The organism is Novosphingobium kunmingense (assembly GCF_002813245.1).
In the GTDB taxonomy this organism is placed as follows: domain Bacteria; phylum Pseudomonadota; class Alphaproteobacteria; order Sphingomonadales; family Sphingomonadaceae; genus Novosphingobium; species Novosphingobium kunmingense.
In genome coordinates this window covers 82,598-103,835 of record NZ_PHUF01000005.1, presented here as the reverse complement: position 1 = coordinate 103,835, position 21,238 = coordinate 82,598, and the positions used below count along the sequence as shown (strand labels likewise).

General features: G+C 67.6%; 21 protein-coding genes. 10 read left to right on the top strand and 11 right to left on the bottom strand.

The window, feature by feature from the left end; genetic code table 11:
* Positions 1-5: 5 nt before the first annotated feature.
* The 3 genes from B0I00_RS13245 to B0I00_RS13235 are packed head-to-tail and all read right to left on the bottom strand — an operon-like array spanning position 6 to position 3,149.
* Positions 6-536: a GNAT family N-acetyltransferase gene (locus B0I00_RS13245; RefSeq protein WP_100867897.1), complete on the bottom strand. Its 531-nt coding sequence runs from the start codon at positions 534-536 to the stop codon at positions 6-8.
* Positions 533-1,528: a porphobilinogen synthase gene (hemB, locus tag B0I00_RS13240; protein WP_100867896.1), complete on the bottom strand. Its 996-nt coding sequence runs from the start codon at positions 1,526-1,528 to the stop codon at positions 533-535. Before hemB ends, B0I00_RS13245 begins: the two co-directional genes overlap by 4 nt.
* A 34-nt stretch (positions 1,529-1,562) precedes the next feature.
* On the bottom strand, positions 1,563-3,149 hold the full coding sequence (locus B0I00_RS13235) for a M23 family metallopeptidase (protein WP_232730240.1): 1,587 nt from the start codon (positions 3,147-3,149) through the stop codon (positions 1,563-1,565).
* A 151-nt stretch (positions 3,150-3,300) separates the two neighbouring features.
* Here B0I00_RS13235 and B0I00_RS13230 point away from each other — a divergent pair, with 151 nt between their 5' ends.
* The 6 genes from B0I00_RS13230 to B0I00_RS13210 all read left to right on the top strand — a co-directional run bounded on the left by B0I00_RS13230 (position 3,301) and on the right by B0I00_RS13210 (position 8,700).
* Positions 3,301-5,844, top strand: coding sequence for a helicase-related protein (locus B0I00_RS13230; RefSeq protein WP_198519249.1), 2,544 nt, complete (start codon positions 3,301-3,303; stop codon positions 5,842-5,844).
* Positions 5,845-5,850: 6 nt separating this feature from the next.
* Positions 5,851-6,150, top strand: a complete 300-nt coding sequence (locus B0I00_RS17200) for an RNA-binding S4 domain-containing protein (protein WP_198519248.1) — start codon at positions 5,851-5,853, stop codon at positions 6,148-6,150.
* A 5-nt stretch (positions 6,151-6,155) separates the two neighbouring features.
* Entirely contained in the window at positions 6,156-6,494 is a 339-nt protein-coding gene (fdxA, locus tag B0I00_RS13225; protein ID WP_100867895.1) for a ferredoxin FdxA, read from the top strand.
* 316 nt (positions 6,495-6,810) lie between these two features.
* Entirely contained in the window at positions 6,811-7,344 is a 534-nt protein-coding gene (locus tag B0I00_RS13220; RefSeq protein WP_100867894.1) for a CarD family transcriptional regulator, read from the top strand.
* Positions 7,345-7,466: 122 nt separating this feature from the next.
* Entirely contained in the window at positions 7,467-8,303 is an 837-nt protein-coding gene (locus B0I00_RS13215; RefSeq protein WP_157812571.1) for a head GIN domain-containing protein, read from the top strand.
* A 73-nt stretch (positions 8,304-8,376) separates the two neighbouring features.
* Positions 8,377-8,700 (top strand): hypothetical protein, encoded by a 324-nt coding sequence (locus B0I00_RS13210; RefSeq protein WP_100867892.1) that lies wholly within the window; start codon positions 8,377-8,379, stop codon positions 8,698-8,700.
* Here the strand turns inward: B0I00_RS13210 and B0I00_RS13205 are convergent, their stop codons facing one another.
* On the bottom strand, positions 8,701-9,651 hold the full coding sequence (locus B0I00_RS13205; RefSeq protein WP_100867891.1) for an L-threonylcarbamoyladenylate synthase: 951 nt from the start codon (positions 9,649-9,651) through the stop codon (positions 8,701-8,703).
* A 52-nt stretch (positions 9,652-9,703) separates the two neighbouring features.
* Between B0I00_RS13205 and B0I00_RS13200 the strand changes: the two genes are divergently transcribed.
* Positions 9,704-11,428, top strand: a complete 1,725-nt coding sequence (locus B0I00_RS13200) for an acyl-CoA dehydrogenase family protein (RefSeq protein WP_100867890.1) — start codon at positions 9,704-9,706, stop codon at positions 11,426-11,428.
* Positions 11,425-12,249 (top strand): ATP-binding protein, encoded by an 825-nt coding sequence (locus tag B0I00_RS13195; RefSeq protein ID WP_100867889.1) that lies wholly within the window; start codon positions 11,425-11,427, stop codon positions 12,247-12,249. The genes B0I00_RS13200 and B0I00_RS13195 overlap by 4 nt, the downstream gene beginning before the upstream one ends.
* Positions 12,250-12,258: 9 nt before the next feature.
* On the opposite strand, the gene B0I00_RS13190 is transcribed toward B0I00_RS13195, so the two are convergent.
* A complete protein-coding gene (locus B0I00_RS13190; protein ID WP_100867888.1) occupies positions 12,259-13,725 on the bottom strand; it encodes a PQQ-dependent sugar dehydrogenase in 1,467 nt (488 codons plus the stop codon).
* 61 nt (positions 13,726-13,786) lie between these two features.
* On the opposite strand from B0I00_RS13190, the gene B0I00_RS13185 reads away from it, so the two are divergent.
* Both B0I00_RS13185 and B0I00_RS13180 read left to right on the top strand, forming a co-directional pair.
* Positions 13,787-14,269, top strand: a complete 483-nt coding sequence (locus tag B0I00_RS13185; protein WP_100867887.1) for a GAF domain-containing protein — start codon at positions 13,787-13,789, stop codon at positions 14,267-14,269.
* Positions 14,270-14,389: 120 nt separating this feature from the next.
* Entirely contained in the window at positions 14,390-14,935 is a 546-nt protein-coding gene (locus tag B0I00_RS13180) for a hypothetical protein (RefSeq protein ID WP_157812570.1), read from the top strand.
* Positions 14,936-14,956: 21 nt separating this feature from the next.
* On the opposite strand, the gene B0I00_RS13175 is transcribed toward B0I00_RS13180, so the two are convergent.
* The 6 genes from B0I00_RS13175 to B0I00_RS13150 form a co-directional block, all read right to left on the bottom strand.
* Positions 14,957-16,111 (bottom strand): acyl-CoA dehydrogenase family protein, encoded by a 1,155-nt coding sequence (locus tag B0I00_RS13175; RefSeq protein ID WP_100867885.1) that lies wholly within the window; start codon positions 16,109-16,111, stop codon positions 14,957-14,959.
* A 117-nt stretch (positions 16,112-16,228) separates the two neighbouring features.
* The gene (locus B0I00_RS13170; protein WP_100867884.1) at positions 16,229-18,691 is read right to left on the bottom strand and encodes a fimbria/pilus outer membrane usher protein; all 2,463 of its coding nucleotides are present in this window, start codon (positions 18,689-18,691) and stop codon (positions 16,229-16,231) included.
* A complete protein-coding gene (locus tag B0I00_RS13165) occupies positions 18,663-19,430 on the bottom strand; it encodes a fimbrial biogenesis chaperone (RefSeq protein WP_100867883.1) in 768 nt (255 codons plus the stop codon). The genes B0I00_RS13170 and B0I00_RS13165 overlap by 29 nt, the downstream gene beginning before the upstream one ends.
* A 17-nt stretch (positions 19,431-19,447) precedes the next feature.
* The gene (locus tag B0I00_RS13160) at positions 19,448-19,936 is read right to left on the bottom strand and encodes a Csu type fimbrial protein (RefSeq protein WP_157812569.1); all 489 of its coding nucleotides are present in this window, start codon (positions 19,934-19,936) and stop codon (positions 19,448-19,450) included.
* Positions 19,937-20,133: 197 nt separating this feature from the next.
* On the bottom strand, positions 20,134-20,628 hold the full coding sequence (locus B0I00_RS13155; protein ID WP_100867881.1) for a Csu type fimbrial protein: 495 nt from the start codon (positions 20,626-20,628) through the stop codon (positions 20,134-20,136).
* Positions 20,629-20,719: 91 nt separating this feature from the next.
* Complete coding sequence (locus B0I00_RS13150; RefSeq protein WP_157812568.1) at positions 20,720-21,190, bottom strand: Csu type fimbrial protein; 471 nt, start codon at positions 21,188-21,190, stop codon at positions 20,720-20,722.
* Positions 21,191-21,238 lie beyond the last annotated feature (48 nt).

The window sequence follows — 21,238 nt, the reverse complement described above, 5'->3', positions numbered from 1 at the left end:
ACCATTCAACGCGGAAGCTCCAGCGAATAGGTTACGTGGGGGCGCAGCGGGCTGCCTTCCGGCACGGAGGGATGGTCGAAATCAAGGCCCGGCCGGCGGTGCATGCCCAGCCGCTCCATTACGGCGCGACTGCGGGTGTTGACGGTGGCCGTGATCGCCCAGACATCGGGATCGGGCAGGTTGCGCTGCACCCATTCGATCGTCGCCACGGCCGCTTCCGAGGCGAAACCCTGCCCCCAGGCCGCGCGCGCCAGCCGCCAGCCGATCTCCGCCTTGCCCTCCACCGGGCCGGCGGTGCCGCGGATGACACCGCACCAGCCGATCAGCCGCGCGTCGTCAGTCCGCTCAAGCGCCCAGAAGCAGTGGCCGTCGCGCGCCTCCATGGCCTGCATCCGCGCGATCAGGGCGGCCACCTCGTCGCGGGACATCACCGGGCCCAGCGTGGCCATAACCTCGGGATCGGAGTTGATCGCGTGAAACGCATCGAGATCGTCGCCCCGCCACGAGCGCAGGACAAGCCGCGAAGTTGCGATCATGCGCCCAGCAGCCGCGCCGCGTGCGCCGCGTGATAGGTGAGCATCCCCGAACAGCCGGCCCGTTTGAAGGCCAGCAGCGTTTCCAGGACCAGCGCGTCGCGTTCCCCGGCGCCGGCGGCGACCGCCGCCTCGATCATCGCGTATTCGCCGCTGACCTGGTAGGCGAAGACCGGCACCTCGAACGCGTCCTTCACCCGGCGCACGATGTCGAGATAGGGCAGCCCCGGCTTGACCATCACGCTGTCGGCGCCTTCGGCCAGGTCCAGTTCCACTTCGCGCAGAGCTTCCTCGGCGTTGGCCGGGTCCATCTGGTAGGTCTTCTTGTCGCCCTTCAGGAGTCCGCGGCTGCCGACCGCGTCGCGGAACGGGCCGTAGAAGGCGCTGGCGTACTTCGCAGCGTAGCTCATGATCTGGACGTTGGCGTGGCCGCCCTGTTCCAGTGCATCGCGGATCGCGCCAATGCGGCCGTCCATCATGTCGCTGGGGGCGATGATGTCTGCCCCGGCGCGCGCCTGGTTGAGGCTTTGCCCGACCAGCACGTCGACCGTCGCGTCGTTGACGACGTAGCCGGCCTCGTCGACCAGCCCGTCCTGGCCGTGATCGGTATAGGGATCGAGCGCCACGTCGGTCAGCACGCCGATATCATCGCCGCAGGCCTGCTTGATCGCCGCGATCGCGCGGCACATCAGGTTGTCGGGGTTGAGCGCTTCCTTGCCATCTGCGCTGCGCCGCCCGGACTGCGTGTAGGGGAACAGCGCCAGAACCGGGATGCCGAGGTCCACCGCCTCGCGCGCCCGGGCGACGATCCCGTCGACCGACCACCGCGACACGCCGGGCAGTGAGCCGATCGGCTCTTCCACCCCGGTGCCGTCGGTCACGAACAGCGGCCAGATCAGGTCGGCAGGGGTGAGCAGGGTTTCGCGGTGCAGCGCGCGACTCCACGCGGTGGCACGGGTGCGGCGCAGGCGCGTGGCGGGAAAGGGTCCGGTCATGACGGCCAACCTCTAGAGCCGCAGAAGCGCGGCTTCAATCGCCAAGGCGGTCGATTTCACGTCCGCTTGCGCTGGCGATCACCGCCTGCCGCGGGGCAAGGCTGGCCGTGGCCGCACCGGGAGCCACCTGCTTGAGATCGGCAAGCTTCTTCTTGAAGGCAGCGAGTTCCGCCGCATCGACCTGCTGGCTGACCGTGAAGCGGACCGACAGCGGGTTCACCGGGCGGCCGTTCTTGTACAGTTCGTAATGCAGGTGCGGCCCGGTCGAAAGGCCGGTCGACCCGACATAGCCGATCACTTGTCCGGCACGCACGCGGCTGCCGGACGAAACGGCGATGCGGCTCATGTGGGCATAGCCAGTGCCGTAGCCGCCGCCGTGATTCAGGCGGACGTAGTTGCCGTGACCGCCGTGCCAGCCCGAGAAATCGACCATGGCATCGCCCACCGCATAGATCGGCGAGCCGTATCCTGCGCCGAAATCGATGCCCGCATGCATCCGGGTATAGCCGAGGATCGGATGCCGCCGCGCCCCGAAGGAGGAGGTGATGCGCCCGACGACCGGCATGATCAGGCCGGTGCGCTGCGCCCCCATGCCCGACGCTTCGAAGAACTGGCCGTCGCCGCCCCAGCGCAACAGTTGAGCCTGCGGCCGGCCGCCGCGTTCGAGCCCGGCGTAGAGCAGTTCGCCGACCTGGGTCTCGCCGCTGGCCGAGCGGCGGTACGCGACGATGATGTCGAAGGTGTCGCCCGGCGCCACTTCTGTGTCGAGGCTGAGGTGCTGGTCGATTACCTGGAGGTACTGCTGGATCGCCTCGATCGGCGCCCCTGCTGCACGCGCGGAACGATATATGCCCGCCCCAACCGTGCCGCGGATGCGCAGCGGGGTCGTATCGATGCGGATCGGATGCTGCGACAGCGCCAGTCCGGACGATCCCCGCTCCACCGAGAGGTCGAGGTCGAACCGCGCGCGGAAGGCCAGCTTGGCGAGCGGACGCAGGCTTTCTCCGTCGGCTGGCTGGCCGAGCGTGATGTCGACCCGGGTACCCGGCGCGATCGTGGCGGGCGAGACGACGCCCGCAATCATCCGCTCGACCTGCGCCGCATCGCCTGCGCCAACCCCGGCGCGTTCGAGCATGCGGGCAAAGCTGTCGCCCTGGCCGAGGGTCGCGGTCACTTGCACGGCGGTGCGCTGCGGCGCGCTGGTCAGAGGCACGACCGCGGGGCCGGCGCCCATGCGTCGGCCACTGTCGCTGCCGAGCGCAATCGGCTGGATCATCTGGCTGCGGAACTCGTCGCGGGCTACGGCATCGATCGCGGTGGCCGGTGCAGTAGGCAGGAGGACATCCGACGGTGCCATCGATACGGCAAGCGCGCCCAGTGCGACCATGGTGGCGAGGCCGCGAAACCAGTCGGCGCTGCCGATGTCCTCGGCAAGGTCGACCGCCCAGTCTGATGAATCAAGCGCCGTGCGCGCCGCTGCATGGCGGGCCTTGATGCGTTGCAGCAGGCGGCTGCGCGGCTTTGCGGGGCTCGCCGCAGCGCCCATCGGCGGCACAAGGGCGATGGCCGCGCCAAGCGGCGCGCCATAGTCGTCCTGCGCCAGATCGCGCGGCTTGAACACCAGTGACCCCCAAGGATGCGTTTGAACCGAGCCGCGACCCTGCACCGCCCTTAGTTAATTCTTGGCTAAACCGAGGGCGCGGCGCGCTGTTGGGGAATGCCGTCGAAGCCGCCTTGCAGGGGAGCTAAGCCGGTGCCATCTAACCGGAATAATGGCCCAGCCACCCGCCCGCGCCAAAGCCCGCGTCAGCGACAGCCGGATCAAGGCCGTGCTCGGCCCGACCAACACCGGCAAGACCCACCTGGCGATCGAACGGCTCTGCGCCCACTCCTCGGGCGCGATCGGCTTTCCCCTGCGGCTCCTTGCGCGCGAAGTCTATGACCGGGTCTGCGCCATCAAGGGAGCGGACCGCGTCGCCCTGATCACGGGCGAGGAACGGATCGAGCCGAAGAACGCGCGATGGCTGCTGTGCACCGCCGAAGCCATGCCGGTCCACGCCGACCTCGCCTTCGTCGCGCTGGACGAGGCGCAGCTCGGCGCCGACCGTGAGCGCGGCCACATCTTCACCGACCGCCTGCTTCACGCGCGCGGGCGCGAGGAGACGATGATCCTCGGCTCGGCTACGATCGAGCCTCTGGTCCGCGCCCTCATCCCGGAGGCCGAGGTGGTCAGCCGCCCGCGGTTTTCCACGCTGCGCCACAACGGCGCGCGCAAACTGAGCCGTATCCCGCCGCGCAGCGCGATCGTCGCCTTCAGCGCCGAGCAGGTCTATGCCGTGGCGGAGATGCTGCGACGGTTCCGGGGCGGCGCCGCCGTGGTCATGGGCGCGCTGTCGCCCGAGACGCGGAACCGCCAGGTCGCGCTCTACCAGGCGGGCGAGGTCGATTATCTCGTCGCAACCGACGCGATCGGCATGGGTCTCAACCTCGACATCGACCATGTCGCCTTTGCCGGCCTGTCGAAGTTCGACGGGGTGCGTCGGCGCCGCCTGCTCCCTACCGAAATGGCGCAGATTGCCGGCCGGGCCGGGCGCCACCAGCGCGACGGCACCTTCGGCACCCTGGCCGGGACCGGCGGCCACGATGCCGAGTTCACCGCTGAAGAGGTCTACGCGATCGAAGAGCATCGCTTCGCGCCGCTGACCCGGCTGTTCTGGCGCGAGGCCGAGCCGCGCTTCGACAGCCTGGCGGTGCTGACCGCGGACCTCGAACGCCGGCCCGACCGTCCAGAGCTGGCCGCCGCGCCCGAGGCCATCGACCTGGCCGTGTTGAAGCGCCTGGCCGAGGATCCCGATGTGGCCGCCACGGTGCGCGGCCCCGCAGCAGTCAGGCGTTTCTGGGATGCCTGCTCGCTGCCAGACTTCCGCCAGGCCGGCGTCGACACCCATTCGCGCTTCGTCGCCCGGCTGTGGCAGGACCTGCGCGGCGGGCACCTGGGCGGCGATTACGTTGCGAAGGCCATCGCCGACCTTGACCGACCGATCGGCGATATCGACACCTTGCAGATGCGCATCGCCGCGATCCGATCGTGGGCCTATGTCGCGCAGCGCCCCGACTGGGTCCTGGCGCGCGACGAAATGGCCGCGCGCGCCCGCGCCGCCGAAGCCCGCCTGTCCGATGCGCTCCATGCCCGACTGACTGAACGCTTCGTCAATCGCCGCACCACCGTGCTGATGAAGAAGCTGGGTCCCGACGCCGCGCTGTTGCCGGTCACGATCGAGGACGATGCCGTGCTGGTCGATGGCGAGCCGATCGGCCACCTTGCGGGCTTCCGTTTCCGTGTCGATCCGCAGGCCCGACTGGCCGACCGCAAGCTGCTGCTGGCCGCGGCCGAACGGCACCTGCCCGAGGTGCTGAACGCCCGCGGCGCGGAGCTTCTCGCCCGGCTGCGCGAGGACAGTCCGCCGCTGGCACTCGACGGAGTGCGGATCGACTGGGATGGCGAGGCGATCGCGCGGTTGCAGCCCGGCCGCTCTGCCCTGAAGCCGGCCTTGATCCTCGATCCCTCGCTAGTCTCGCTTCCCGCGGCCCTGCGCGGCGATATCGAGTGCGCGCTGACCGCCTGGCTCGACGCATCGCTCGCCGCTCTCCGCCCGTTGCACCAGTTGCAGGACGCCTGCTCAGATCCGGCCGCCGGGCCGGAACTACGTGCGCTCCTGATCCACCTGGTCGAAGCCGGCGGGATCCTGGCGCGCGAGGGGTCCGGTCTCGACCGGCTCGACAAGGCACAGCGCGAACGGTTGCGACGTCTTGGCGTCACGGTCGGTGCGCTCGACCTGTTCGTGCCGGCCATGCTCAAGCCATCGGCGCTGGGCGCTTGGCGTGCGCTGCAGGCGGTTCGGGGTATACAGATACCAGCTCCGGTTCCGTCGATGCCGCCGGTGGTCCCCCTGTCGGGCAAGGCGCTGCCGCCGCCGGGATACCGTGCCCTCGGGCGGCAGGCGATCCGCCACGATATCGGCGAAAAGCTTTTGCGCCTCGCCCATCACACACGCGTTGTGTCTGCGGGAAAGCCGTTCATCCTCGACCCCGCCTTGGCCGTTTCGACCGGGCTGTCGACCCTGTCCTATGCGCACCTTCTGCGCCTCGGCGGCTTTACCGCTTCGGTCCCGCGACCGCTGGCCGATGGCGTGTTCGGCCCGCCGCAGCCGCCACGATGGCGGTGGCGGCCATCGCACCGGGCGCCGGTGGGATCGGCCAAACCGCTGCCGACGCCCGCCGGCGCCTTTGCCGCGCTGGCCGACCTGGTACGGTAGAATCCGGTGCGGATCGACAAGCTCCTGTGGTTCCTGCGCCTTTGCAAGTCGCGTTCCGCCGCGCAGGTGCTGGTCGAGCAGGGTCACATTCGTCTCAACGGGCGCCGGATCGAACGCTCGGCGCAGGGCGTCGCGATCGGCGACGTGCTGGTGGTGCCCTTGGCGCACGGCGTGACCGTGGTGCAGATCGCCGCCCTGCCCGCCCGTCGCGGCCCGGCGCCCGAAGCGCAATCGTGTTACCGCGTGCTTGACGGAGCAGGCGCAAATCCCATAGCAGGCGATGTTACCACGCCTGAGGGGACCTGATTGCCATGACCTATGTCGTTACCGACGCCTGCATCCGCTGCAAGTACATGGACTGCGTCGAGGTCTGCCCGGTCGACTGCTTCTACGAAGGCGAGAACATGCTGGTGATCAACCCCAGCGAGTGCATCGACTGCGGCGTGTGCGAACCTGAATGCCCGGCCGAGGCAATCCTTCCCGATACCGAAAGCGGTCTGGAACAGTGGCTCGAACTGAATGCCAAGTATTCGGCGGAATGGCCCAACCTGACCACCAAGAAGGATTCGCCCGACGACGCGGACGAGTTCAAGGGCGTTGACGGCAAGTTCGACAAGTACTTCTCGGCCGAGCCCGGCGAAGGCGACTGACGGCGCTGATTCCCGCGCTTTGGCGCCCCGCCGCGAATCGGTCGTGGCCTGCAACCGATTGTCATCGTCAGCTTCGTGAAACCCGCGGCGGCGCGTGCTTTTGCGCGCTCTGGAAATATTGTTACGGATATGTTATATAATCCGTGACTGCCGGAGCCCGGGGCTCTGTGCGCAGCTGCGAAATCATGAAAGGCAGGACGGACAAAGCGGTTGATGGGATCATCGGGCCGGGTCGCAAACTCCTACCCGTTTTCCGGAAAGTCTGCCGTTTTGGGGCGCTTCGTGCGCCTTCGTCCTGTGATTGAAAGGACGATACATGGTGGTCAAGGCGCACGCCTTCGATGTTGGTGACTACGTCGTTTATCCCAAGCACGGTGTTGGCCGGGTGATCGAACTGCAAGAGCAGGAAATCGCCGGCATGAAACTGGAACTTTATGTCCTGCGCTTTGAAAAGGAACGCATGACTCTCCGCGTCCCGACCAACAAGGTCGAGGCGATCGGCATGCGCAAGCTTTCGTCGGACAAGACGCTGCGTGAAGCGCTCGATACCCTGAAGGGCAAGCCCAAGGTCAAGCGCACCATGTGGTCGCGCCGCGCCCAGGAATACGAAGCGAAGATCAATTCGGGCGACCTCGTGTCGATCGCCGAAGTGACCCGCGACCTGTTCCGTGCCGACGACCAGCCGGAGCAGTCCTATTCGGAACGGCAGATCTTCGAAGCCGCCTCCTCGCGCCTGGCGCGCGAGCTCGCCGCCATGGAAAAGACCGACGAGCCGGCCGCGCTGCAGAAGATCCTCGCGATTCTCAACGAACACGCGCCCAAGTACTACGCGGAGCAGGCGACCGCCTGATCCGCGCCGGACCAGCGCAAAACGTCAAAGGGCTGCCCCAATCGGGCGGCCCTTTTTCGTTGCACACTTGTCACCCCTGCCTTGCCGTATTATATCGATAATACACAAGCCAGGAGGTGGCCATGAAGTTCCAGCAGTTCATGCGCGCGTTCGCGCCGATCGTGGGCATCGCGCTCGCAGCGGCCGTCGCCGGTTGCGACGGCAAGACGACGATCAATCTCAACGGGGAGGAAGGCAAGCGTCTCGCCGACCTCGATCTTGGCGGACAGGCGCCCGACGAGGTCGTCCTCGCCGGTCCCGACGAGGTGCAGATCACCCAGGGCGACAAGCTCGCCATCACGGTCGACGGCGATCCCGAAGCGGCCGACAAGGTTCGCTTCACGTTGAAGGACGGGGCGCTCGGCATCCTGCGCAAGGACAAGATGTTCGCCCGCGATGACAAGACCGTCATCGTCCGCGTGACCATGCCGGCGCCCAAGGAACTGGTCCTGGCCGGTTCAGGCAAGCTCGTTACCCCGGCACTCGCCGCCGGGGCGAAGGTGGTTGTCGCCGGCTCGGGCACGGTCGAGACGCAGGGCGTCGGCGCCGACCGGCTCGACCTCACGATAGCCGGCTCGGGCACCTTTCGGGGCGCGGGCACCACGCAGAAGCTCGACCTGACGGTCGCCGGCAGCGGATCGGCGGCCATGGATGCGCTCAAGGCCGACAAAGCCAAGGTGACCATCGCCGGATCGGGCGATGCCGCATTTGCCTCGGACGGAGATGTCGAAGCGACGATCATGGGTTCGGGCACGGTCACCGTGAAGGGCCGTGCGCGCTGCAAGGTCACGTCGATGGGATCGGGCAGCCTGATCTGCGAAGGGCCGGTCGAGACGAAAGGCCCCGGCAAGGCGCCGGCTCCCCCGACCCCGCCGACCCCGCCCGCGGCGCCCGAGGATCCGACACCGCCCGCCGCATAATCCCGGCGTCGTTAAGGTCCCCGCAAACAGCCCCGTGTTTCATGGCCGCCGATTCGCAAGAAGGGGCGGTACAATGAAGCATGGGGTTCGGTTGTTGATGGCGTTCGGCCTGCTTCCCGCGCTGGGCGGTTGCATTGCGAAGACTGCGCTCGACGTAGTGACCGCGCCGGTCAAGGTGGTCAGCAAGGGGGTCGACCTGGCGACCACCAGCCAGAGCGAATCCGACGAGAAGCGCGGCCGCGCCCTGCGCGAGCGCGAGGAGCAGATCGGCAAGCTGTCCCGCAAGCGCGATCGCGAGGCCAAGCGCTGTGATGACGGCAACAGCGAGGCCTGCGCCAAGGCCGAGGCTCTTTCCGCCGAAATCGAAAGCCTCGTCGACGCGCCGGTCGGGCGCTGATCAGGCCGCGGCGCGGCGCAGGCGGTCGTTGATCGCCGCGCCGATCCCTTCATCGCGCACGGGCGCAACCGCGATCCGCGGGTGCGGCGCTGCTGCGGCCTGGTGCAAGCAGGCATAGAGCCGCGACGCCGCCTCGCTGAAATCGCCTGTTGCGGACAGGCTGACTGCCCCCGGCACCGGCCCGAAACCGATCAGAAACTCGTCCTCCTCTGCACTCGAGGCGTTGAGCCGAACCGGCTTGCCCGGCGCGTAGTGGCTGGCAAGCTGACCCGGTGCCTCGATTCCAAGTGACGGCGTGGCGTCACTCGCCGCGCCCAGCACCGCGCCGATAGATGCTTCGTCGATCGGCCCCGGGCGCAGGATCTGCCAGGTGCCATCCGGGCGCAGCGCGACGATGGTGCTTTCGATCCCCGCCGCGCAAGCGCCGCCATCAAGGATCACGTCGACCCGGTCGCCGAGCGAGCCTGCGACGTGCGCGGCCGTGGTAGGACTGATCGCTCCGCTCCGGTTCGCCGACGGCGCGGCAAGAGCCAGTCCGCTTTGCCGCAAGACGGCCCCCATTACCGGGTGGGCCGGACAGCGCAGCGCCACCGACGGCAGTCCCGCGGTCACTGCGGGGGCGATTCGCGCCCCGGCGCGAAGCGGCAGGACCATGGTCAGCGCACCCGGCCAGAACGCCGCGGCCAATTGCCGCGCGCGTCCATCGAACAGGGCGAGCGTTTCGGCCTGGGCCAAATCGGCGACGTGGACGATGAGCGGGTTGAAGTCCGGGCGGCCCTTGGCGCGGTAGATCGCCGCTACGGCATCGGCGCTGTCCGCGCGGGCGGCCAGCCCGTAGACCGTTTCGGTTGGCACCGCGACCAGCCCGCCCTGGCGCAGCCGCTCTGCCGCGAGTGCAATTCCCGCCGTGTCCGCCACGCGGATCGTTGACTTGTCATGCTTGCCGGGCATGGCCCCGCGCTATAGGCGATGCGCAGACTTGCCAAGGGAAAGCGCGACGCAGATGGATTTCACCGCCCCCACCGCAGACCAGGTCCTGGCGATCAGGATCAACGCCGGCATCGACGAGCTGGCAGGCCACGCGCGCTTCGCCGCCGCCACGCCCGACATGGTCGAGGCGATCGTCGATGGCATCGGCCAGTTCGCCGCCGGCGAGTTCGCGCCGCTCAACCGCAAGGGCGATGTCGAAGGGGCGAGGCTGGCCGATGGCGAGGTTGCCCTGCCCGACGGGTTTGCCGAGGCTTACCGCGCCTATGTCGAACAGGGCTGGAACGCTATCAGCGGCGATGCGCAATTCGGCGGCCAGGGGCTGCCCTTCGCGCTTGCGGCCAACGTGCTCGAAAATCTCGGCGCGGCCAACATGGCCTTCTCGCTTCTGCCGATGCTCACCGTCGGGGCGATCGAAGCCCTGGCGCATCACGGCAGCGACAACCAGAAGGCAACCTATCTGGCGAGGCTGATCAGCGGCGAATGGTCGGGCACCATGAACCTGACCGAACCGCAGGCCGGATCCGACGTCGGCGCGCTACGCACCACCGCGACCCCACGCGGTGACGGCACCTGGCTGATCAAGGGCACCAAGATCTTCATCACCTGGGGCGAGCATCAGCTGGCCGGCAACATCGTCCATCTGGTCCTGGCCCGCACTCCGGGCGCGCCGGCGGGATCGCGCGGAATCTCGCTGTTCGTCGTGCCGAAGTACCTGGTCAATCCGGATGGCACGCACGGCGCGCGCAACGACCTGCGGTGCGTCAGCCTCGAGCACAAGCTGGGGATCATGGCCTCGCCCACCTGCGTCATGTCCTTCGGTGACAACGATGCTTGCATCGGCGAACTGGTCGGGCACGAGAACGAGGGCCTCAAGGCCATGTTCACGATGATGAATTCGGCGCGGATCAACGTCGGCAGCCAGGGCGTCCAGATTGCCGAGCGCGCGTTGCAGCAAGCCAGCGGCTACGCTCGCGAACGCGTGCAATCGGCCCGCGCCGGCTCGCCCGACAAGGCGCCGGTGGCCATCGTCGAGCATCCCGACGTGCGCCGCATGCTGCTCCGCATGCGGGCGCTGACCGAAGGCGCGCGGGCGCTGCTCTACTACACCGCGGGTCAGGTCGATCGCGGCGCGCTGGGGATTGCCGGGGCGCAGCAGCGGGCCGATTGCCTCGTCCCGCTAATCAAGGCCTGGGGCACCGACGTTGGCTGCGAGGTCGCCAGCATCGGCGTCCAGATTCACGGCGGCATGGGCTTCATCGAGGAGACGGGCGCCGCCCAGCACTATCGCGACTCGCGGATCGCGCCGATTTACGAAGGCACCAACGGCATTCAGGCCGCCGATCTCGTCACCCGAAAGCTCGGCTACGAAGGCGGCAAGGTCCTGAAGGCGCTGCTGGCCGACAGGGCGCGCGATGCGGCGGCTTACCCCGATCTCGCTGCCCTCGCCCAGGATTGCGCGGCGATTGCCGACTGGATGACGACCAGCGCCTCGCTCGACGATAGGCTGGCTGGCAGCGTGGCGTTCTGTACCATGTGCGCGGTTGCGGTCGCCGGCGCCCAGCTTGCCCGGCAGGCAAAGGCTCTTGCAGGTGACGACACGCCGCAGGCCCGGGCCAAGGCCGTCGTGGCGCGGTATTTTGCCGAGGTCATCGCCACCGAGGCGCGCGGCCTCAAGGCCGCCGCCATGGCCGGTGCCGGCCTGCTCTACGAACTCGACAGCGAAAACCTGGCCGGATGAGCGACCAGGGCGACCCGCTGGCCCGCATTGCCGACGCGCTCGAGCGGTTGGTGCCGGCAGCAACTGGCGTGACCGACTGGCGCAAGGCGCCCGCCTATGTCTGGGACGGCGCGGCGCGGCCGGTCGCGCAGATCGTCGCCCCGCCGCTCGACCTGCTGCACGGCGTCGCGGCGCAAAAGGCGCTGGTCACCGACAATGTCGCGCGACTTGCCGCCGGGCACGCCGCGCACGACATGTTGCTGTGGGGATCGCGCGGAATGGGCAAGTCGGCGCTGATCCGCTCGAGCGTCGTGGCGGCCCAGGCCGAGGCGCCCGATCGGCTGGTGCTGGTCCAGGTCGCGCCCGGCGCGCTGCCCACCCTCAGCGCACTGTTTGCGGCGCTCGGCGCGACGGATCGCCGGTTCCTGGTGTTCATCGACGATCTAGGCTTCGAGGACGGCGACAGCGACGGACCGCGGGCGCTGCGCTCGTGGCTTGAAGGCGGGGTCGAGGCGCGCCCCGCCAACGTGCGGCTGGCGGTCACCTCGAACCGGCGCGCGATCGTGCCGCGCCACCTGTCCGAGCAGGACGACCCGATCAACCCGCGCGATGCGGTCGACGACCGTCTCGCGCTGGCCGACCGCTTCGGCCTGTCGATCGGGTTCCACGCCTGCAGCCAGGACGATTATCTCGCAATCATAGCCGGTTACTGCACCGCCCATGGCCTGACCTGGGAGGAGGGCGAAGCGCTGGAATGGAGCAAGCGGCGCGGGGCGCGCTCGGGCCGCGTTGCCTGGCAGTACGTTACGGAGCTGGCGGGACGGGCCGGCCTCGCGCTGTAGCACCTCGGCCTATTGCTTGACCTTCGCGTCGTCGCGGAAGTCGGCCTTGAACTGCGCGGCGGGATCGCCGTCGAGCTGCCGCTGCGGCGGCATGCGTTCGGTCACCACCGGCTTGATCGCCACACCGGGCGCCGCGTTGGGCGCGATCACCCGCCAGACGATTCCCGCCGTGTCGTCGGTGACGAGCAGCGCTCCGTCCCGGGCGAATGCGACCCAGGTCGGGCGGCCGCGCGTTTGGTTCTTGCCCTCGACGAGAAATCCGTTGAGTAGCGGGACCGGCAGTCCCTGCGGGTTGCCGTTGGCGTCGAAGGCGACGAAGACCACGTCGTAACCCGACAGCGGCTTGCGGTTCCACGATCCGTGGCGGGCGATCACGGCGCCGCTCGCAAAGCCCGCGCCCAGCTTCTCGCCGCCGCGCGTAAAGGCCAGCCCCAGGGGCGCGGTGTGGGCGCCCAGAGCGAACTCGGGCTTGCGCACGTAATCGTCGATGAACTCGGGCGGCTGCGAGGTAACGCGGTCGTCGTCGAAGGTCTTGTAGTAGATCCACGGCCAGCCGTAGTGCGCGCCGATCGGCACGTTGGTCAGGTAATCTGGCACAAGGTCGGGCCCGAGCTGGTCGCGCTCGTTGACCACGGTCCACAGTTCGCCCGTCGCCGGGTTCCAGTCGAGACCGTTGGGATTGCGCAGCCCTTGCGCGAACTGGCGCGGATAACCAGTCGTGAGGTTGAGCTCCCAGATCGCGGCGCGGCCCTTTTCCGCCTCCATGCCATTTTCGCCGATGTTGCTGGCTGAACCGACCGCAACATATAGCCGCTGACCGTCGGCGCTGAGGATCAGGTTGCGCATCCAGTGGTTGCCCGCGGCCGGCAGGTCCATCAGCTTCTTCGGCGCGCCGGTCAGCGCGGTTTCGCCCAGCTTGTAGGGGAAGGACAGCACCGCGTCGTGGTTGGCAACGTAAAGCGTATCCTTTCCCCAGGCGAGACCCGAGGGCGAGGACAGGCCATCGTTCTGGCGCAGGGTGAACCGGGCTTCGGCGCGCCCGTCGCCATCAACGTCGCGCAGCAGGACCAGCGCATTGGGCGAGCCGGTGTGCGATCCGGCGCGCTTCATCAGGACATCGGCAATCCACCCGGTAAGCCCGCCACCCTTGCTGGGGGGCGCGTCGGCCAGGCTGACCAGCACGTCGCCGTTGGGCAGGGTCAGCATGACGCGCGGGTGATCGAGACCTTCGGCAAAGCGTCCGACGACCAAGCCCTGTGCCGCGGCCGGCGCTTCGCCCGCGGCCCAGCCGACCGGCTTGGCGATCCCGATCGAGGGGAAGTTCTCGGGCTTGGGCGCGACGATCTGCGGATCGCGGCCCGACAATTGGTCGAGCGTCTTTTCCGCCGGCGTGCCGCGCAGCAGGTAGAAGGCGAACCCACCGATCACGAGGAGGACGATCCCGAGGGCAACGAGCAGCTTGCGTTTGGTCGACATGAACCGGAAATAGGCCGATCGCGGCTAGGCGGCAAGGCACCTGTGAGATAGTATAACCCGCATGTACGCCTTTGCTCCCGTGGCCGGCCAGGCCAAGCCCGATCTTTACGCCGACCTTGCCGCCGCCGCCCGCGCGATCGTCGAAGGCGAGCCCGACGCGGTCGCCAACATGGCCAATCTCTCGGCCCTGATCTGGCAATTCGTCGATCGGCTCAATTGGGCCGGATTCTACCGCGCGGTCGATGGCGAGCTGGTCCTCGGACCATTCCAGGGCAAGGCCGCCTGCATCCGCATCCCGTTCGGCCAGGGCGTCTGCGGGGCTGCGGCGGCCAGTGGGCAGACCCAGCTCGTGCCGGATGTCCATGCCTTCCCCGGCCATATCGCCTGCGACGCGGCAAGCCGCAGTGAACTCGTCGTCCCGGTAATCCGCAACGGGGAGGTCATAGCCGTGATCGACCTCGACAGTCCGGAGGCGGCGCGCTTCGATGCGGTTGACGCGGCCGGGATCGAACACCTCGCGCAGGCCATCGCCGGGGCGATCTGACGAATCCGCCCGGCTGCGCCAATTCGGGACAGTCCCCGCGCAGATCCGTGGCGTTTGGCGAAAGAGAGAGTATCTCTTGCGGTGCTGTCCAATCGACCGACGTTGCCTGCAGGACCTGCCATGCCACGAATCTCGCCAATCGCACTGACCGCATTCGCTTGTCTGGCGGGAGCCTTGGCGCTGGCCGCTCCCGTAGCGGCGCACGATCAGATCACGCACCCCGGGTCGCCGGGCTACGACCGCGCTGCCTGGGACCAGGCGCGGGCCGATTGGCTTGCCGAATGCCGCGCCAATCGCGGCGGTGACGGCAGGTACGGCAAGATCGGCGAAGCCGCCGTGGGCGGTGTGCGAACTGCTGGTGCCGACCGGCAGACAGAACGTCGCAGACTCGACTGGTGCGAAAGCTATCTCGAACGGCACATGGCGCCCGGCTACGGCTACGGGGCCTCCCCAATCTATGGCTACCAGCCGATGCTGGTCATGGTTCCGGTGGCGATGACGCAGGCACCCGCAGCCGTGCCCGCGCCAGCCGCGCCGCGCGAATGCACCGAAACCCAGGTGATCGAGGAAGACGTTCCAGTCGGCCCGGCGCGGCGGGTTCTTCCGCCCCGCCCGCGTCCGGCGCCTGTCAAGCGGGTGCCTGACAAGCGGGTGCCGATCGGCTGAAGATCCCGCGCCGGTCGCCTGTCAGAGCGAGCGGCCGATCAGTTCCTTCATGATTTCGCTGGTGCCGCCGAAGATCCGCGTCACGCGCGCTCCGCGCCACTGCTTGGCGATCGGGTATTCGTTCATGAAGCCTGCCCCGCCGTGGAGCTGGAGGCACTTGTCGACCACTTCGCCCTGCAGTTCGGTGTGCCACAGCTTGGCGCCCGAGGCTTCGACCGGAGTCAGCTCGTGCTTGATATGCCGGGCGATGCACCAGTCGAGGTGGGCCCAGCCGACCTGCAACTTGGCCTTGAGATCGGCAAGGACGAAGCGGGTGTTCTGGAAATCGAGCACCGACTTGCCGAAGGCCTTTCGGTCCCGGGTAAACTCCACCGTCATGTCGAAGGCGCGTTGGGCCGCGGTCTGCGCCGAGATGGCGATGCCGAGCCGCTCCTGCGGCAGTTCGCTCATCAGGTAGATGAAGCCCCGGCCCTCTTCGCCGAGGCAATTGGTGATCGGTACTCGGACGTCCTCAAAGAACATTTCCGAGGTGTCTGCCGCGTCGAGCCCGACCTTGTCGAGGTTGCGGCCGCGCTTGAACCCCTCGCGGCTGGCTTCGACCAGGATGATCGACACGCCCTTCCACGCCGGCTGCACCTCGGTATCGGTCTTGGCGCAGACCAGGATCAGGTCGGCGTTCTGGCCGTTGGTGATGTAGGTCTTCGAACCGTTGATGACGTAGTGGTTGCCGTCCTTCTTGGCCGTGGTGCGCAGCCCCTGCAGGTCCGACCCGGTGCCCGGCTCGGTCATGGCGATCGCGGTGACGATCTCCCCGCTGACCATCTTGGGCAGCCAGGTCTTCTTCTGCTCTTCCGAGCCGTACTGAATGATGTAGTTGGCGACGATGTCCGACTGCAACGAGAAGCCGGTAGCGACATCGGTGCCATAGCCGACCTCTTCGTCGATGATCGCGTTGTAGCCGAAGTCGAGGCCGAGGCCGCCGTATTCCTCGGGCACGGTCGGGCACAGGATGCCCAGTTCGCCGGCCTTGGGCCAGACCTCCTTGGGCACGATCCCGTCTTCGTCCCATTTGTCGGCATGGGGTTCGAGCTGTTCGGCAACGAAGCGCCGCACGGTCGAGCGGAAGGCTTCGTGGTCTTCGCTGTAGCAGCTGCGCGAAAGGGTATCGAGCGACATGGCAATCCACTCCGGAGGCAAGACTATGCGTCCGGATTAGGCGCAGGCTGCCGCTCTCGCAACTGGATTTAATCGATCACTTAAAATTGGGCGCCAGTTGCGCGGCGCAACTTCGTGCTAGCGGCGGCTGGCGCTTGCCGGGCGGCCTGAACGGACCCTGGGTCCGCGCGCCTTGGCGTTCTCGACGAAGGCAGGGCGGATCTCCACCCGGCAAGCCAGCACAGGCGTACCCGCGGCCGGCACGGCTGCGATCGACAGCGCGTCGAAGACGCAGATTGCCCCGTTGTCGAGGGTGCGTTCGATTGCGTGATCGCCCCCCTCGGCGTTGAAATCGACCAGGCCGTCAAAGCCCACGACCAGCATCTCGCCCGACGGCCGGGCGACGAGCGTCGTTCCAACCGGCAGGTTGGCGCCGTCGGGCCCGGTTACACGGACTGCGCGCGGCGCGAAGCGGATCACGTCGAGCGCCACCAGGCCGACGGCGCGGCGCTGCACCAGCACGCGGCGCTGGGTCTGGCGGGCCAGCGCGTTGATCGGCAGCTTCTCGGGATCGATGTCGAAGGTCAGCGGCACCTGGGGGGTGATGTTTTCGACCAGAAGCAGGCCCTTGCGGCTGGTTTTCCCGGCATCGCGGTTCTCGCGCATCACCGTCACACCGGCGACGCTGCCGGTGCGGACGAGGGCATAGCTGCCGCCGGTCTGGTTGCGCGCGAAGACCGTTCCGCCGGTGACAAGCAGGGTGCCGCGGGCGTTGACCCGCGCGCCGAAACCGCCGTTGACCTGTTCGACCTGGCCTTCGAGGCGGCCGTAACGGCTGCGATAGGTCGTCCCGGCAGACAGGCGCGATGCGGCGCCCGCCTGGCCTTCGAATGCGTAGCCAATCGGGTGATCTTCGGTCGCGTGGCGGTAGAATCCCGCGCTGGCGCTGGTCGGAGCGCCGGTCCCGGCCGAAGCCGAGGCTTGTGCCGAACGCCCGCCGCCGAACTGGAACGACAGCCCCGCCCAGGCCGAATAGGATCTCACCGTGCCCTGGCGCAGCCCGAAGGAGCTGAAAAAGTCGATCTTGCGGTCTACACGGGCCCGGAAATTGGCATTGGCATAGGTCACGCGCGGTTCGAACGAGGGATACCGCGAGTCGAACCGGCGCTCCTGGCGTCCGGCGGTCAGCTGGACCTGCATCGCATCGCGGATATTGTAGGAAATCTGACCGAGAAACTCGCGCGGAGGGAGCGGATCACCCAGTTTCGTCGCCACATCGCGATAATCGGCCGTCGGAATCGTCGCCGCAATCCGCGCCGACAGCGTGCGACCGATCGATTCGAGCGCAAAATGGGTCAAAAGGCCGGATTTGCCGGTGGCGTGTTCTGAACTGGCGCGTCCTTCGACGGTCAGCAGTGCGATGCCCCCCAACGCAAGATCGCCCCGGGCGCCCATGTTGATGAGCCCCGGGGTCCATTCGCTAGTCCCCTCGATCGTCAGCCGCGACGACAGGCCGCGGCGGTAGTAGACGTTGGCAGCGAGGGGTCCGTAGTCATTGCTGCGAACCCCGTACCGTCGTCGAACGAATCCGGCATTGATCGCGAACTCGCGCAAACGCGGCGCCAGCAGCGACCGCGACATGTAGAATTTGGCGTTCTGGATCGCTTCGCGGCCGAGCGCATCGCGCACGATTACCGAGACTTCGCCGCGCCCGGCAGTCGAAGGGACGTTCCGGACCGTGAATTCGCCGGGTTGCAGTTCGCCAAGCGAATAGCGCTGATCTCCGGTGATCACGTCGACCCCGGTCGGCACCGCAACCTGGCCGGTGAAGGCCGGCAAGGGCACGGTGACGAGGTCGGGCCGCAGCGAGTAGTCCGATGCGAGCTGGATTCCGCCGAGGCGCACCGCGCGTTGGCTTTGCCCCCCGGCCGAAATGAAATCGCCCCCGGTCGCGACAAGTCCCGCCTTGGGAAACAGCAGCTGGACCTGCGAATCGAGCCGAACGAAACGGCTGCCATCGTCCTGCGCCCGGGATGTGTACTGGAATGCGCTGGTTGCCGCGACATTGCCGCGCACCAGGGTCGTATCGAAGAAACCGCCGAAGGTCGTGCGGCCCTGGGCGACCGTGCTGGTCAGGTCGTAATCCACCCGCAGCGCCGTCAACGGCACGCTGTCGCCATCGCTGCGCGGGGCACGGCTCATGTCGATCAGGTTGCCGCGGTCGCTCTTGCGCATCAGCTGGATCTCGAGCCGCTGCCGCAGCGAATCGAACGACCATTTGGCCACGCGCAGCGAATCGAGCGCGATTCGCCCAATGGCCTCCTTCTCGATGGGCAGCCCTGCCGCGCGGGCATCGGCCGCCAGGATCGTCAGCGCGCCCTGCTCCCACGCCAGATCGACCATCCGCGCCCGCACATCGCCGTCGATGGCGATTTCGGAAAGCCCGGGACCCTGCTGTGCAGGGAGGGACTTGGCGGTCAGTCCAGTGGGAAGGGCGAACGGGTCCGTCTGCGCGTGGGCGGTCGTTCCGCCCAGGGCTGCAACGAACGAAGCAGCTAACGCAAGGAGCCGTTCAGCCGCAGGTGGGCGGGACCTGCGCATTGACTGCCTGCCCGTCGATCATGGCCTTGATCGACAACGGCCCAAGCCCGCATGCGTTGGCGAGGCCCCAGCTGATCGTCGATTCGCCCTGGACGTAGCGGAGCGAATTGCGTTCCAGTTGAACGGCAGTGCCAGCGGTGTTGCGCATTTCGAGACCGACGACGCGGACAGTCTGGCCGCCGCTGTTGGCCAGTTCCAGCCGCCCGGGCGTCAGGCGCCAGGCCAAGGCAGCCGGCGCCGCCTTGTCGCGGTCCATGAACAGCGGCAGCGTGAAGCGCAGCCGCGCCTCAGCCTCGCCGCCCGTGGCGAGCGTGGGATCGGGCAGCTGGTCGACCGCCAGGCGGAAGCGCTTTTCCCCCGGCGATGCCGCCGTGCCGCGCAGGACGCGGACGATCTGCGTCGCGCCGGGCGCGATGGTGATGATCGACGGCGAAACGGTCAGCGCGGTCGAAGGGGCGAAGACGTCCTCGCCGGCCTGCTGGCTCCAGGCAAACAGACGGGTCTGCACCGAGAGAGGACGACCCGACGTGTTGGTCACCATGACGGTGGCCGAGGTCTTGGCCGCGTCGAATTCGAGCCGGAGCGGTGCGATATTCAAGCGAGCGCCGCGGTCTGCGCTGGGCGCAGCCGCGGCGGCAGGCTGTTGAGCCAGAGCGGCCGAGGCCGACCCGAGGGAGAGGAACGATCCGCCTGCCGCGATCAGCGCAAGCTTGCCTAGGTCAGCGACGGGACGGATCATTCAGGTCTCCATGGTGATTAGAACGTCACCGTGACGGTCACGGTGTCGGTGTAGGAACCGGCGGGCACCGACGCGGCGCTTTGCGGAATTCGGCCGAACGCAGTCAGCGTGGTCAGACCGGCGAGCGAGGTGCCGGTGCTGGTCGTGCCGACGGTGCTGCCCCAGGCCTGCAGGCGGCCGGCGTCGCGGAAGATGCCGTACGGAATGGTCTTGGTGGCGTCGGTCGTGCTCTGCAGGTAGCGCTGGCCGGCTGCGGCGTGCGTACCAAGGTCCATCGACACGTCGTAGGTCGCACCGATGGTGCAGACGAGGTTGACGTTGGCGGTGGTGTCGACGTCGGTGCCGCCGATCGAAGTCAGCGTGCCGAAAGCCATCGGCGTTGCCGAAACGGTGCACGAATTGATGACGTTGACCGACACCGGCATGGTGTTGCTGGCGGTGGCGGCAAGAGCCGGCGAAGCGGCGAGGGTCGCAACAGCGGCGAACCCGAAAGCAATCTTACGCATGGTGTATAATCCCCTGATCATTGGCAGTCTGCCGTGGTCTCCATGCGCTCGAACGGGTTGCAAAATCCCTAATGGTTACGGGACTTTTTGCTGCTCGTTACGGGGCAATGCCTAGGCCCTTATGGTTAACAACAGGTAAGCGCCGCGCGGATAACGCGGATCGGTGCCGTGCTCGATTGCGGTGAAGCGGGTAACGCCTAGAAGCTGATCGTGACGGTCAGCGTGTCGGTATAGGCCCCGGCCCTGAGATTGTTCGTCGCGCCCAGGCGGCCGTAGACCGGCACCACCACGGTGCCCGTCGGGCCCGAATTGCCGGTGACGTTCTTGGCCTGGCCGGTACCCCAAACCTGGCTGCGCGGCGGATCGCGATAGACGTCGTAGTTGATGTACGCGTTGGACGTCGTGTGGCGCACGCGGCGATTGATGCCGTTGCCGTAAAGTCCCGTGTCTATGTCGATCGTGAAGGCAATGTTGGGCGTGCATTGCACGGTAAGGCTGGTGATCGAATTGATGGCCGGATTGCTCGCTGCCGGAGCGATGAACGTCAACGGGAGCGCGTTGATGGTGCAGCCGTTGATCACGCTGGCGCTGACCGGCATCGTATAGGTAGTCTGACCGGCGTGGGAAGGCATCGCCGCAACCAGGCCGGTTGCGGAAACGAAGATGCAGCACAGGCGATGCGCGAATCGCATCCAGTCCCCCCGATGGTCTCACCGGTGGTCTAGGGGCTTACCCTTGCGATGTGGTTAAGCGCCCGTTTGTCAATATAACCGGCTGAACTGCCTAGAAATTCAGGGTCACGGTTATCTGGTCGGCATACCGCCCGGACGCAAAGGGCGGCGTTTCCGACAGGCTCGCATAGGCTGTCACGGTGGCTCTGCCCGCGCCGTTTGTGACCCCGTCGACCGTTTCGCCGGACCGGTCGGCCCAGCGCCGTGAGCGCGCCGGGTCGCTGAAGATTTCATAGCCCAGCCGGCGCAGCGTGGCCGGATCCACCGCATGCCGGGCGAGGCCCACGGCGTGCTGCCCGTGGTCTAGGGCAAGGGCGAAAGGCTGATCCGGGGCGCAAGTGACAGCGATCGTCGCTTCGCCCCCCGCGGTATCGCTCCCTTGCCCTTGCAGCACGAGAGGGCTGGCAGAGAGCGAGCAATTGGGCAGCACCTCGACCGTTACGGCCATTGTCGACGATGCGCTGCCAGCCTCAGCGGTGCCGTGAACGATCAGGAGGACCGGAACGACGGCGGCGGGAAGCATGGTGCGCATCCCGCCGTGCTATCTCCTCGTCGTTGCCGCCTTGATAGG